The 14,337-nt window shown below is 61.6% G+C and carries 10 protein-coding genes; 3 read left to right on the top strand and 7 right to left on the bottom strand.

All coding sequences use genetic code 11. From position 1 onward, the window contains the following. Nucleotide 1: 1 nt before the first annotated feature. Together AC06G5_RS11415 and AC06G5_RS11410 are read right to left on the bottom strand one after the other, a co-directional pair. Nucleotides 2-670: an ABC transporter ATP-binding protein gene (locus AC06G5_RS11415; RefSeq protein ID WP_480459484.1), complete on the bottom strand. Its 669-nt coding sequence runs from the start codon at nt 668-670 to the stop codon at nt 2-4. A 530-nt stretch (nt 671-1,200) separates the two neighbouring features. Next, complete coding sequence (locus AC06G5_RS11410; protein WP_413428761.1) at nt 1,201-2,007, bottom strand: class I SAM-dependent methyltransferase; 807 nt, start codon at nt 2,005-2,007, stop codon at nt 1,201-1,203. Between the two features lie 171 nt (nt 2,008-2,178). Between AC06G5_RS11410 and AC06G5_RS11405 the strand changes: the two genes are divergently transcribed. Then, nucleotides 2,179-2,559 (top strand): hypothetical protein, encoded by a 381-nt coding sequence (locus tag AC06G5_RS11405; RefSeq protein WP_413428760.1) that lies wholly within the window; start codon nt 2,179-2,181, stop codon nt 2,557-2,559. Between the two features lie 29 nt (nt 2,560-2,588). On the opposite strand, the gene AC06G5_RS11400 is transcribed toward AC06G5_RS11405, so the two are convergent. From AC06G5_RS11400 to AC06G5_RS11385, 4 genes are all read right to left on the bottom strand, one after another. Beyond that, a complete protein-coding gene (locus AC06G5_RS11400; protein ID WP_413428759.1) occupies nt 2,589-4,022 on the bottom strand; it encodes a sigma-54-dependent transcriptional regulator in 1,434 nt (477 codons plus the stop codon). Next, nucleotides 3,991-5,484 carry a sensor histidine kinase gene (locus tag AC06G5_RS11395; RefSeq protein WP_413428758.1) on the bottom strand — a complete coding sequence of 498 codons (1,494 nt, stop codon included), beginning with the start codon at nt 5,482-5,484 and terminating at the stop codon, nt 3,991-3,993. Before AC06G5_RS11395 ends, AC06G5_RS11400 begins: the two co-directional genes overlap by 32 nt. 102 nt (nt 5,485-5,586) lie before the next feature. Continuing rightward, nucleotides 5,587-6,735: an SCO family protein gene (locus tag AC06G5_RS11390; protein ID WP_413428757.1), complete on the bottom strand. Its 1,149-nt coding sequence runs from the start codon at nt 6,733-6,735 to the stop codon at nt 5,587-5,589. Between the two features lie 175 nt (nt 6,736-6,910). Then, a complete protein-coding gene (locus AC06G5_RS11385; protein WP_413705154.1) occupies nt 6,911-8,356 on the bottom strand; it encodes a sensor histidine kinase in 1,446 nt (481 codons plus the stop codon). Nucleotides 8,357-8,639: 283 nt separating this feature from the next. Here AC06G5_RS11385 and AC06G5_RS11380 point away from each other — a divergent pair, with 283 nt between their 5' ends. Then, complete coding sequence (locus tag AC06G5_RS11380; RefSeq protein WP_413428141.1) at nt 8,640-9,986, top strand: hypothetical protein; 1,347 nt, start codon at nt 8,640-8,642, stop codon at nt 9,984-9,986. Nucleotides 9,987-10,021: 35 nt separating this feature from the next. After that, nucleotides 10,022-12,271: an Ig-like domain-containing protein gene (locus tag AC06G5_RS11375; protein WP_480459483.1), complete on the top strand. Its 2,250-nt coding sequence runs from the start codon at nt 10,022-10,024 to the stop codon at nt 12,269-12,271. A gap of 657 nt (nt 12,272-12,928) precedes the next feature. Here the strand turns inward: AC06G5_RS11375 and AC06G5_RS11370 are convergent. Continuing rightward, nucleotides 12,929-14,335, bottom strand: a complete 1,407-nt coding sequence (locus tag AC06G5_RS11370) for an FAD/NAD(P)-binding protein (protein WP_413428143.1) — start codon at nt 14,333-14,335, stop codon at nt 12,929-12,931. Nucleotides 14,336-14,337: the final 2 nt, after the last annotated feature.

Raw genomic sequence — 14,337 nt, 5'->3', positions numbered from 1 at the left:
GTCAGCGCTCGCCCGCACTGGCCAGGCGACCACCGCACAGCAAGGCTTTTTCCGCCAGCCGCGCCGCCACGCCGGGACTGTGGGTGACCATCAACAGGCTGGTGGGGCTGTCGTCGAGCAATTCCAGAAGCAACTGCAACACCTCGGCGCCGGTGGTTTCATCGAGGCTGCCGGTGGGCTCGTCGGCCAGCAGCAATGGCGGGCGTGACGCCAGCGCCCGGCCCAGTGCGACCCGTTGCTGCTGACCGCCGGACAGTTGCTCCGGGTAGCGCCGCAGCAACTCGCCCAAGCCCAGGCGCCGCACCAGATGCGCTTGCCAGCGTGAGTCATGGCGTCCCGCCAGTCGCGCCTGAATCGCCAGGTTGTCTTCGACCCGCAGGCTGCCGATCAGGTTGAATTGCTGGAACACCAGGCCGATTTCCGTACGGCGCCAGTTCGCCAGTTGCCCTTCATTCATCTGCTCCAGACGATGCTCGCCACTGCGGATGCTGCCGCGATCGACCTTGTCCAGCCCGGCGATCAAGTGCAGCAAGGTGCTTTTGCCACTGCCCGACTCGCCCATCAGCGCCAGGCTGCTGCCGGGCCTGAGCGTCAGGTCGACGCCTTGCAGCACCGGCAGCGGCCCTTGCGGTGTGGCGTAGCTTTTGAAAACGCCGTGGACTTCAAGCATGGGGCAACCTGTTGGATATGCTTGGCCCAAGGATAGCGGCCCGCAATGGTATTTGTCCGGTGACGCTCATCGCCCCGCTCGGCCCCAAGTAACCAAGGGCTCTTGCCCCTGACGTTCGGCCTCTCGAGGGGGCAAGAAGATCAAAAGCAAAAGCCAAACCAAGGCGGCCTGACAGCCGACCTGATCGCAACTGAACGCGTTCCCTCTGTAGGAGCGAGCTTGCTCGCGAAAAACGCCAGGACACCGCAGGCATTCAGGCAGCCCGCGTCATCGTTGACGTCCATCGCGAGCAAGCTCGCTCCTACAAGGCCGAGCGTTAGCTCGCCTGCCGCTCTTGATCTTGATCCACCCGCCCCCTCGGCAGGCTGAGCGGAGCGAAGGAACCCCGAGCCCTGGCGAGGGGCCGGACGTTCGGGGCGAGACCTTTTGGTTCCTTTTGTGTCGTTTGACAAAAGGAACTCGCCGTAAGGGCGAAACCCCAAGTCGCCGTTACCAAAAAACCGGATATGTACACAGTCAACAGCCGCTACTCAGCTCTTCACCACCACCCACGTAAAACACAACGGCAACTGCGCTGCCTGCTGCTGATAACGGTCATAGAGTTCTTCGCGGTTGGAGTGCGGGTATTCCTTGAAGTGACGAATCTGCAGCCCTGCCGCAATGGCGGCGCTGAAGAGGTCGCTCAGGGTATGGACGAACCAGTAGGATGCCGCCGATGGCTGTTCGATCCTGCCTTCGTAGACGATCGGTTCGTGTTGCACGAACGGTTCGCGACGGAAATATGAACTGTCCAGGCGAAAAGGATCGGTTGCCTCGGGGTCGAACATTTCCAGGAACGGGTGGGTTTCGTACACCACCAGCGCCCCACCCGGCTTCAGCGTGCTCGCCACATGGCGGAAGAATTCGCCGATGTCAGGCATCCAGTTCAAGACCCCGATGGTGATCAGCGCCAGGTCAAAGCGCTCCTGCAGTTGCGCAGGCAGGTGGTGAATGTCCGCTTCGATGAATTGCGGCGCATGGGGCGAGCGGGACGCCAGCTCCCGAGCCTGCTCGAGAAATGCTTCAGACTGGTCGACACCCACCACGCTGCGCGCGCCCAGGGCGAACAGTGACAGGCTTTCGCGGCCGTTGTTGCAGCCCAGTTGCACCACCTCCTTGCCGTCGACGCCTGTCTGGGTCAGCAAAGCGGTCAGGGTCTCATCCAGGCAGGAAAAATCCGCGTGCGCCACATCCTTCAACAAGGCTTGCCATTCGCCGGAATCCTTGTGGTGACGGGCAGAGTCATTCCAGGCCTCGCGGTTACTGGCGATGGCTTGTTCTTTTGTCGGCATTTCCATTGCACGCTCCAGGGTTCGGGTCGTCGATTTGACCGGCCGAAGTCTAGATCAACCCCATCCTGGCAGATGTTGCGAACTTGTAATCCGCGCAGCGCCGACGACTGCCCACGGCGACAGCTATAGTTAATGACCTTGGGGACATGCGGTTAAACCGATTTCGCAGGTGTTGCCATGAAAATAATCGACCTGAGGCTTTTGCTCGCCGTCTGCCTGAGCGCGACCGCTGTCGCCCGTGCCGACGACTTGCCAGCCACCACTGACTACAGCAGTGAATTCAACTATTACGGCGCCGACCAACCCTTCGCACACCCCGTACCACCGTCCATGAGCAGCGTGCCGCCGGGCACATACATTCCGACCGCACCCGGGGATTTCATCCCGGTTTCAAGCGAGCATGTGTTCTACGATTCGCGCCTGCCGACCGTGGCCGACGCCACGGTTCGGGTGTTTATCCGCTCCTACGATCCGGAGCATGGCGTCTACGTGAACCAGGAAGTCGAGAATCCCGATTGCATGCTGTCCTGCCTGAGGCAGGGCCCGGTGTTGCAGTGAGCACCAGGGGGCGTTCTCAATCAGTTTCCCTACCACTGGCGTTTGTCCGGGCGGGCGAGGCCGAGTTTTTCGATCCGGTAGCGCAACATGTCGCGGCTCAGACCCAGCAGGCGTGCCGATTTGGTGACGTTCCAGTCGGTCTTGTCGAGCATCTTGCGCACCATGTCGCGCTCCACTTCCGGCAGGTTCATGGATTCGCTGCTGTTGTAGGACGGACGCGGTTCGCTGAAGTGTTGTGGTTCATGATGAAACTTCGGTGGCTCATCCACCAGGCTCAAGCAAACGTTCAGTTGATGGGCGGCAATGGTGTCGCTTTGCGCCAGCAGCACGGTTTGCTCCAGCATGTTGCGCAATTCGCGTACGTTGCCCGGCCAGCTGTAGCTGAGCAGCAACTCTTCGGCCTGGTCGCTGAAATGCAGGTTCGGCTTGCCGTAGCGTTTGCCATGCAGTGCCAGGAAGTGCCGGGCCAGCAGCAGGATGTCGGCGCCACGGGCATACAGGCGCGGCACCTTGATCGAAATGATGCGCAGGCGGAAAAACAGATCGCGGCGGAATTTGCCTTGCTGGACCATTTGTTCGAGATTGCAGTTGGTGGCGCTGATCACCCGCAGATCGACCTTGCGCTCCTTCACTGAGCCGACCCGGCGAATGGTCCGGTCTTCCAGCAGTTTCAGCAGCTTGGCTTGCAACAGCAGGTCCATTTCACCGATTTCGTCGAGGAACAACGTGCCGCCATCGGCCGCTTCCACCAGCCCCATGCGACGATCCTTGGCGTCGGTGAAGGCGCCCTTCTCGTGGCCGAACAGCTCTGATTCCACCAGATTGGACGGGATCGAAGCGCAGTTGAATTCAATGAACGGGCCCTTGCTGCGCGGGCCGTCGAAATGCAAGGCCCGGGCCACCAGTTCCTTGCCGGTGCCGGTCTCGCCTTCCACCAGCACCGGCGGCAGATCGCTGTTGGCCATCCGCCGTTCGGCGTCGAGCAACTGGCTGATGGTGCTCTTGAGGTACGCCATCGGGGCCGACTCGCCAATCAGTGCCTGCACCCCCGACTTCTGGGCCTCGCGCTCCTGGTAAAACGACAGCGTGCGCTCCATGCGGTCGGTGGCCAGGGCCTTGTCCAGCAGCAGTTTGAGCTCCGGCAGGGCCACCGGCTTGGTGACGTAGTGAAAAGCGCCCTCTTTCATCGCCACCACGGCGTCTTCGACGTTGCCGTAGCCGGTCATCATGATCACTTTCAGATCCGGCGCACTGATGCGCAGCTTCTGGATCAGGTCGTGACCACTCATGCCCGGCAACGAGTTGTCGGTCAGTACCACGTCAGGAGCGAAAGAACCCAATTGCTCCAGTGCATCTTCAGCCGAGTGGCAGACGGTCACCTCGAAGTCCTTGCGCTCCAGGTAAGTCTGAATATTCTCGGCGAGGATTTCGTCATCCTCGACCAGCAGAATGCTGTGCTCCATACTCCCCTCCCGTTGCCACTCTGAAATTGAGACAAACGCGGGTTCCTTCCTGCTCCCGGCTGGTCAGTTCGACCGAACCGTCAAACCGCTCCATTATTCTTTTGACCAGGGCCAGGCCAACGCCCAATCCGCCTTGTTTGGTGGTGAAAAACGGCTTGAAGACCATTTGCTGTTGTTGTTTGGACATCCCCTTGCCGGTGTCGGTCAGGATCATGCTCACGTCGCCAGGAACCGAGGAGTCGATCTCGATCTTCAGCACGCCCCCTTTGGGCATGGCTTCCAGTGCATTGGCAAACAGGCTATTGAGTATTTGCGTGAGCAGCACCTGTTGGCTGACGACCGGTGGCACGCTGGCGGGAGAAAAGCGCACCTCGACGTTCGAACGTTTGATCAAGGACTCAAAGGCACTCAAGGTGTCTTCCAGGGCCAGTACCAGGTCGACCGTTTCGAAGTCGTCATTCATCGGTCGCAACGACACAAGCAATTCACGGACCCAACGCGACATGCGGTCGACCTGACTGATGATGTCGCCAATGTTTTTCTGTGCGGTCTGGCTGGCGATGTCCTGGGCCAGTTCGGCGCTGGAACGGATGTTCGCCAGCGGATTGCGCAGGCTGTGGGCCACCGCCGAGGACATTTCCCCCAGGGCGACAAAGGTTTCGTTGGCGATCAGTTGTTTTTGCTGGCTCTGCAGCAGTATTGCCGCGCGCCGGACGATCCAGAACAGCCCCAGGTAAATGGCCGCCCCACCGATCAGGGTGGCCAGCCAGATCGCCTTGAAGCCACGCTGGATGCGTTCCACCAGGTCCACCGGTTCCTTGTAGATCTCCACCATGGCAATCACTTTGCTTCTGTCGGCGTTGAACATCGGAATGTAGTTCTCGACGAACAGGTATTCCGGTTCGCGCAGCAGACGCTGTTCAGGACGTTCCTCATCGATCTGGTGGTAGCTGGTGGACACCGGCGATTTCATTTCGAAGGACTCGTCCAACTCACTGTCGTCTTCGATGCGCACGCCGATCAACTCGGCGTTGGTCGACCAGACCACGGTGCGGTCCAGGGCATATACCGTCGCCAGCAGGATGTCCGGCAGATGCTCCACATGGTCGAGAAACTCGACGCGCGCGGCGGCCCGGGATTCGGGGTTGATGTCGGGATCGGCATGGTCCAGGCGCGGGTCGAGCATTTCACCCATGGTTCTGCCCGGCAGAATCCCGGCATGACGGATTTCGGCCTCGCCAATGGATTGAATGAACTGCGCGGTCAGCATTGAATCGCGCTCGATGCTTTCATCGACCACAAAGCGCGTGGAGATGTAACCCAGCCCCAACGCCACCGCGGCAATGATGAAAAAGCTTGCCAGGGAGAACCAGCGGAGCAGGTTGAACTGCGGCCGCCACCCCTTGCGCGGTGCTGCCGGAGCCTGCGGCGCAGCTACTTTTTGTTGTTCCAGTATCTGCATGGCGGTGTCCTGGATGCTTGAAATCGAGCCTGTTCAGCCGCTGTCTGCATCAGTGTAGGTGGCATTGATAGCAACTGACTGGCCAATGTAATTTTCTTGACACTATTGCGCCTGGCTCATCTCGGGTTGCGCGACCGAATGATGGTGCTCAGGCTCCTCGTTACCACTGGCCGCTGGCGGATGCTGACGGTCAGTCTCTTCATGCAGGAAATCGATGATGGACCGGGCGGAATGCTCATCCAGCCGCAGGTTGGGCATCGGGATCCTGTTGTAGCTATCGAACAGTTCCATCGCAATCGGGTCCTTTTCCACGAGCATGCGATCCGGTTCGCGGATCCAGCGGATGAGCCAGGCCAGTTCGCGCCTATGGGTCACGCCGATGAGGTCCGGGCCGATGCTGCGCAAGCCGATGCCCTGTCCATCCAGCGGACCGAGGCTGTGGCAAGACGCGCAACGGGTGCGGAACAGCTCTTCGCCATTGCTCGGCGGGCGGATTTGCGGAGCATCGGCGTAGCTTTCTTCGACGCTGGGCTGCTTCCAGTTCTGCAGGGTATTGGCCAGTTGGTCGGCCAGCATCCACGGGTTTTCGAACGGCGAGGCTTTCATCCAGCGGCCCGTTTCCTGGTTGCCGACGATCAGGCTCAGGTTGTGGTCCTTGTTGCGCCCGTTATCGATGCCTTCAATGAACAATCCCAGTTTCTTGCGCAGCTCGGTGACGTCGGCGAACTCCCCGGTGAGGAATTTCCAGCCCGGCCCGACCTGGAAGCGTTGCGCATAAGCCTTCAGCACTTCGGGTGTATCACTCAGAGGGTCGATGCTGATGGAATAGAAGAAGATGTCCTTGCCGACCCGATCCCCCAGCAATTTCTGCACCTGGCGCAGGCGCGCGGTTTCCAGCGGGCAGGAGTCACTGCACGAGGTGAAGATGAAGTTGATCACCACCACCTTGCCTTTGATCATGTCATCGAAAAAACGCAGCTGCTGGCCGTCCTGGTCAGTCAGCAGGGTGTTGGGGAAATAGTTGCCGCCCCACGGGGTATCGGCTTCAGCGACAGCGGGTACGGGAGTGGATGCCGGAGCAGGTTCGGGCGTCGATAATGGCTGGCTGGCGACCAGCAGCTGGCTGGCCAGCAAACCGGTCACCAGCATCAGCACCAGGTGCATGCCCAAGGCCCGCGAGCGTGGTGAATGCAGCTTCAAAGGCGTAAACGCTCCTGAACGCTTGAAGTTGTAGCGCGCTTTTTTTGCCATCACCAGCCGCCTCGCAATCGTGTAGGAGGTGATGGTGACGATGCAAGGACCTCGCCAACTTTTTGACTGACTTATATAAAAGCATTAACACTCGATAAAACAATGACTTATCAAAATCAATATGCCATTGACCATGGAAATGACCGGGGACTGACCCCCCACTAACGGGGAATGTTCATGGGGCCAACTTGAACGACAGACGAACAGTGGTGCCCGCGCCTTCGCGACTGTCGAGGGTCACTACACCACCAAAACGCTCCATGATCCGCTTGACCAGCACCAGCCCGACGCCCAGCCCGCCCTGCTTGGTGGTGAAGAACGGCCGGAAGGCCATGGTGCGCTGTTCTTCGCTCATGCCTTTGCCGGTATCGCTCACCCTCACGCTGACGCGCTGCGCATCTGGCGGCTCGATCTGGATGGTCAGCGTACCGCCGTTGTCCATGGCTTCCACCGCGTTGGACAGCAGGCTGTTGAGGATCTGGGTCAGTTGCACCTGCTGGCTCAGGACCATGGGCGTCTGGTCCGGCTCGAACACCACGTTGACCCTGGCCTTGCTGATCTGGTGCTCGAAAGCCATCAGGCTGTCATGCAGTGCCGCCACCAGGTTCACGGGCTCAGCCTCGTCATTGAGCGGTCGCAGGGACTGGAGCAAATCCCGGACCCATGTCGACATGCGATCGACCTGGCTAATGATGTCGTTGATATTCCCGTGTGCCGGACCGTTGTCGAACTCTATCGCCAGCTCGGCGCTTGAACGGATGGTCGCCAACGGATTGCGCAGACTGTGGGCGACCGCCGAGGACATTTCCCCCAGGGCCACAAAGGTTTCGTTGGTGATCAATTGCTTCTGCTGCGTCGCCAGCAGGATCGCTGCCCGCCGCACGATCCAGTACAGGCCCAGGTAAATCAGACCGCCGCCCAGGGCGGTCGCCAGCCAGATCAGCACCAGGCCGCGCTCCATGCGGTTGATCAGGTCCTGCGGTTCCTTGTATACCTCGACCATCGCCGTGACGGTGCGGCCATCGACATCGAACAGGGGAATGTAGTTTTCGATGAAGAGGTATTTGGGTGGCACCCTGAACTTCTGCTCCATGCGGGTTTTGTCGACATCGTGGTAGCTGGTCGACACAGGTAGCTTCGAGCTGAACGCCCGCTCAAGGTCCTCATCGCCTTGGATCGTGGTGCCCGTCAAGGCCGGGTTGGTCGACCAGATCACCATGCGGTCGGGGGCATAGATGTTGACCAGGATCACGTCCGGCAAATTTTCGATATGGTCGAGGAAATCACCACGGGCACTGGCGCGGGCCAGCGGGTCGACGTCTGGAAAGTCCTTGTCTTTTCGTGGGTCGAGCAAGTCGCCCATGGTCCGGATGTTGGGAATCGGTGCATGGCGCACCTCGGCCCACGCAATCGCCTGAATGAATTGTGAGGTCAATAGCGCATCGCGCTGCACGCTTTCGGTAATCACGAACCGCGTGGATACCGCCCCCAGCGCCACCGCCACAGTCCCGATCACCGCCATGCTGACCAGCGAAAACCAGCGCAGCAGATCGAACGGCTGCTTGCGCGTGTTCAAGCGGACTTCGCTTTCGGTCGCAAGCACTTTGGCGATTGTGGTCATGGACACGGTTCCCGGTTTACCCCCCTATAGGTTTATAGCCCACCCATGGCGGTTTGCCCGAACCTGGGTACTGCGACTCCCCATCCGCCCCGCCGCCCAATCCACCCCCAATGTTGGGGAAAACCGCCCGATCTCGAACTTTCCAGTCTGTCACCCGCGACTGCGCCAACGCCTGTAGTTCGGGCCTATCACGGGCGTTTTCGCTGATTGGTATGGAAGTTGCCAAACTCCCAGCCAACTGACCCATCCCCAAGGGGCAGGTACTTCGATAGAGGGAATACTCATGCACCCTTTACTGTGCAAAACCGCGACCGCCCTGGTTTTTACCGCTCTAGCCCAAGGCATTGCCCAGGCAGCGCTGTTTGCCGTAGACCCCGGACCCTACCTGCCAGCCAATGGCAATTTCGCCGCCTGGTATCAGGATAGCCACGGCCGAACCCTTGACCTGTGCTTATCAAAGGCTGTCAGTTCCAGGGTTGCCAGCGCACCAGGCGCCCCGACTTACATGTGCTCGTTGATCCCTAATCCCGGCATTTTCGATGACACCAAACCTTTGGTCTTCCCGACCAATTTCCCCGACGAAGCGTTCTGGGCTACAGGCGAAACGACCATCGTCGATGCCGCCCGAGGCATCGACCTGACCTATGTGTCGGCGCTCGAAGCCGCCTTCAGTGGCGGTGATCCACTGGAGGGCGACCAGATCAGCTTCGCCCGTATCCGTATTCGCATCGACGTGCCTACCGCCGGCACTTATGTCATCACCCACCCCTACGGCGTCGAAGTGTTCAATGTCGACACCCCCGGCCGACGGGCGATCAACATGACCCGGGACATCGGCATCGGTGCGCCAAAAACCTACGATGGTGCGCTCAAAGGCGACGTCGGGCCGTTTCTGCGCAGCGTCAATGGCCCCTATACCGAGACCAATCCGACCACGGGCCAGGCCGAACAGTTCGTCGGCGATCCGAACCTCAATGAAGCGGTCACCGGCAGCCCGTTCAACACCAACTACGTGCGCATCGAAGGCCCCAATGGCCTGGACTTGCGCACCACCCTCTTTGCCGTTTCCGGCAAGTTGTCGTCGGTGGTCCGGCCAACCCCGGTGATCGCCGAGCGCAGCACCTACTCGCGGCATGCCGGTACCAGTGCACCGGTGGCCCAGCAGGACGTGTTCGTGCTGGCCCCGCCACCACCGGCCACTGTGACCCTGGCCAGCAACAACCCGGTCCTGAACTTCACCGAAGCGAACACCACCGGCCACTGGTATGCGCAGTCACCGAACGATCCGACGCTGCCGAGCACCTTGCAGGTAACCGCCGACAACCACCTGGCCATCGCCAGCAGCACGCCGACCACCCTGCCCATGCCGCTGACCGACCTGGTGACGATCTCACGTGCCGAATACAGCCTGAGCACCGGGCAAATCACCATCACGGCCTCGACCAGCGATGAAACGTCGCCACCGGTACTCACCGCTACCACTGGCACCGGTCTCGCCATCGGCGCCCTGAGTGGCGACGGTGCAGTGAAAAGCCTGGCCACCGGCATCTCGCCGATTCCGCCAGCCCAGGTTCGCGTGACGTCATCCAATGGCGGCAGCGATACCGAAGAAGTGGTCATCGTGCAATGAACGCTCACATGCCCAGATCCTCATCAGGAGGCATCATGAACAATTGGCCACGCCTGGCGCTCAACGCCCTGGGACTGACTCTATCGCTGTCCGGCAGTGCTTTCGCGCAACTTGCCGCCGTCGATCCCGGCCCTTACACCTTTGCCACCGGGAAATTCCCGATCTGGTATCAGGACCAGAACCAGCTGTCGATGGAGCTGTGCCAGTCCCGAGCCGTCAGCACACGGGTGCCAGCCAGTGTGCCACCGGCCTACATGTGCACCCTGTTGCCGACACCAGGCATTTTCGACGACACCCTGCCAATGGTGTTCCCGGATAACTGGCCAGACGAAGCCTTCTGGTTCCTCGCCGAGACCAGCATCCCCAACAACGCCGCCGGCTATGGCATGGACGCTTATGTCGCCGGGATCGAGGCTGCCTTTGCTGGCGGTAATCCGGTCGACGGCGACCAGATCAGCTTCGCGCGGATTCGTATGCGGGTGAACATTCCCACTGCCGGGACCTACACCATTACCCACCCCTACGGCGTGGAAACGGTCAACGTCACCACCCCAGGCCGTCGTGCGATCAACATCACCCGGGACGTCGGCGTCGGTGCACCGGGGGTTTTCAGCGGTGCAGTGAACGGAGCGATCGGGCCGTTCCTGCGCAGCGTCAACGGCCCCTATACCGCGGTGAACCCGGACACCGGCGCCATCGAGACCTTCGTCGGCGACCCGAACCTCACCGAAGCCGTGACCGGCAGCCCCAACAACACCAACTTCGTGCGCATCCAGGGTCCGGCCGGGACCATCCAGACCAACCTCTTCACCCTGTCCGGCAAGGTGCTCGACAACCGCGCGCAAACCGCGGTGGACATGACCCGAGCCACCTACCGCCGCACAGCAGGCACGGGCGGCAACACCACCCGGGTCGAAGTGTTTGCCAAAGCCGCCAACGGTTCGACCCTGTGCTTCCGTGAAAGCATCGCGCTGGTGCCCGGCCCGCCTGTATCGCCTTGCCAGACCAACATGCTGAGCGATAACAACGGCGTGTTCTTCGCCCAACATCTGCTGACCAACGCAACCGTGCCTCCGGTCGTGGTGGTCACTGCCACCAACCCGGCAGGGACCACCCGCCCGACCGCGGTGTCGAGCAAGCTCTCGGACGTGGTGAAAATCCAGACCGCCCTTTACAACTGGAGCAACCACAGCCTGCTGATCGAGGCCACCTCCACAGACGAAGTGGTGGTACCGGACATGGTCGCCCAGGGCTACGGAAGACTATCGAAAACCGGCACCCTGCAACGCCTTACGGTGACTGACCTGAGCCAACCCCCTGCAACCGTTACGGTGAAATCCGCCGCCGGCGGCAGTGACACCGAGCCGGTCGTAGTCGTCGGCACTGCACCGGACACCGGCGCGAACCAGGCACCGATCTCCGTCGCCGATACCGGCAGCACCAGCTTCGGCGTGCCGATCACCCTCAACCTGCTGGCCAACGACAGGGACCCGGACGGCAATACGCCGCTGAGCATTACCGCGCTGACCCCGCCGGCCGCCGGCCAGGGCACCGTAGCATTGAGCGGCACTACGGCGGTGGTCTACACCCCTCCCGCTGTGGTCAACGCGCCGCTGACCACGACCTTCACCTACAAGGCCCAGGACGTCAAAGGCCTGGCCTCGACGACGGCGGCAACCGTGACCATCACCGTGGCGCCTAACCGGCCACCGGTGGCAGTCGCCGATGCCGTCACCACACTGGGTGTGGCGATTCCAATCAACGTGCTGGCCAACGACACCGATCCGGAAGGCAACCTGCCGCTAGCGGTCGCCAGCTTCACTCAACCACCGACAGGTCGCGGCATCGTCAGCAGTAACGGCACAGTGCTCACCTACACCCCACCGGCCACCTTCCCCACGGCCTTCACCACGACCTTCACCTACATCGCCCGGGACAGCTTCGGTGCCCAGTCGACGTCGCCGGCCACGGTCACGGTGCAGGTCTCGCCACGGCCTGTTGCGGAAACCTTCGCAGTGACTACCGCAACGGTGAGCGCCCGCTCCAACAACCGCTTCACCTGGAACTTTGCCGGTACCTCATCGGTGACCACCGGCAACACCATCACCATCAAGGTCACCACTCCGACCGGACTGGTCACCCTGGGCACCACCGCCGTACCGGCGAACGGTCGCTGGAAGTTGACGGTGAACAACACCACCACGGTCGTTCCGTCAGCGAACCCGACCGCCACGGTCAGCTCGTCCCAAGGCTCCGTGCAGACGGTGCCGGTGATCGCCAACTGAGCCTGCGCCCCATCAGCCACGCTGGCTGATGGGGCTGGCTTCAACCCTATGGAAAACCGCGACCTCGGGTGGGGGGCAGCTTACGCTTTGAAGGTGTACATATCCGGATCTTTGGTAATGGCGGCTTATGGTTCCGCCCTTACGGCGGGTTACTTGGAAGAGCGGAGCGCCGCCCGGCCCCAAGTAACCAAGGGCTCTTGCCCCTGACGTTCGGCCTCTCGAGGGGGCAAGAAGATCAAAAGCCAAAGCAAAAGCGAGGCGGCCTGCTGGCCGGCCTGTTCGCAATTGAACGCGTTCCCCTGTAGGAGCGAGCTTGCTCGCGAAAAACGCCGAGACACAGCGGGGATTCAGGCAGACCGCGTCATCGTTGACGTCCATCGCGAGCAAGCTCGCTCCTACAATGGGTCTGCGTAGACCCACGCTTTTCACCATTCATTGCATGCAGGTCGCGCGCAGCCGACCGGAGGGCAATGCCCCCGGATGAATGCCGGAGCGAAGGAACCCCGAGCCCCGGCGAGGGGCCAGACGTTCGGGGCGAGCGTTTTTTTTTGCTTACTTTTTTTGAGGCGTTTGTCAAAAAAAGTGAGTCGCCGTAAGGGCGAAACCATCAGCCGCCGTTACCCAAGCAACGGATATGCACTCAGCCCCACAACCTGATTAGCGCACCAACCGCTCGGCCAACGCCTTGGCCTGGCTCGCCACATCGGTGACGGCAGTACTTTCCCACCACATGCCACGCAACGGCGGCCCCATGGCAAACAGACGGCGGGCCGGCTGCCCCTCGGCGTTCAGGACCGCGCCATCAACCTCTGCCGCGATGCCCAGGGCCAACGGCCCCGGCTGCACCAGGCCTCGGGCAAGCAGTTGCCGGGGCAACGGTCGCGCGACCCGGCGCCAGTCGTATTCGATACCGCTGGAGTTGATCAGGGCGGCACCGCTGACCACACAGGTCTGCGCCTCGCCGCGCCGCCGAAGGCGGATACTCACCCCGCCATTCATCGCAGGCTCAAGGCCCTTGTACGAGGCTGCGTGAATACGTAGCCGCCCTTCTTTATACAAGCGTTCCACCAATTCGGCGCTCAGAGGTGGCGAGCGGTGGTGATGACTTTCCCACCACGGCCGCACATGCCGCACGAACTGCCGACGCTGCTCATCCGTCGCCTGATGCCACAAGCGGCCAATGTGTGCTCGCACCGTGTCCAGTGGCGCCTGCCAATCGATGCCCTGGGCGATGGCGTCCCGGCAGTGTCGACGCAGCTCGCGCATCAACTGGCGGGGTGTGCGGATGCTCGGGTCCTCAGCGAGAAAATCCACCCAGGCCGGTGGCTGGCGCCGCACATGGGGCAACAGTCCATGGCGGGAAAACACTTCGATCGGCCCACGGTGTCCGGCCTGTTCAAGGGACACCACGGCGTCGACCATGGTCAGGCCCGAGCCGATGATCATGACCGTCGATTGCGGATCGAGTTGCTGCATGGCCGCCACATCCCACGGATCGAGGGCCGCCGCGTTCAAACCACTGGACCGGGTTTGTGGCGTGCGCGCGGCGGGAAACATCCCGGTGGCCAGTACCGCAAAAGCGCCCTGCACGCATCGGCCATCGCTCAGGGTCAATCGTACGGCGTCGGCATCGGTTTGCAGATCGACCACCTCGGCCTGCACATGCCCGACCGTCGAACCGTTCAAGGCACCCACCGCCTGCGCTTCCGCCAGGCGCTGCCGGGCATACAGGCCGAAAACGCCCCGCGGTGGAAACAGCTCGCTGACCGGTACGTGCTGCTGATCCGATTCCGGCCAGCCGCCCGCCTCGATGTACTCGGTCAACCATTGGGTCAGGTCGTCGGCGTTGTCCGGGTCGACACTCATCCGCGCCGCATTGCCGTTGAGCGTATGGCCCGGCTCCACCGCGCTGTAGGCTTCGCCCCGCCCCAGCTCGGCCCGGGGCTCGATCACCAGCACCCGGCGCTGGCCCGGCAAACGCATCAACTGCGCCGCCAGCATCGCGCCACTGAGGCCGCCGCCGACAATCAGGATGTCCGCGTCATTGGTCAAGGTCTGGTCCATCG

The sequence above is a fragment of the Pseudomonas sp. WT-JTC genome, assembly GCF_056711565.1.
This window is presented reverse-complemented; position numbering and strand designations above follow the sequence as displayed.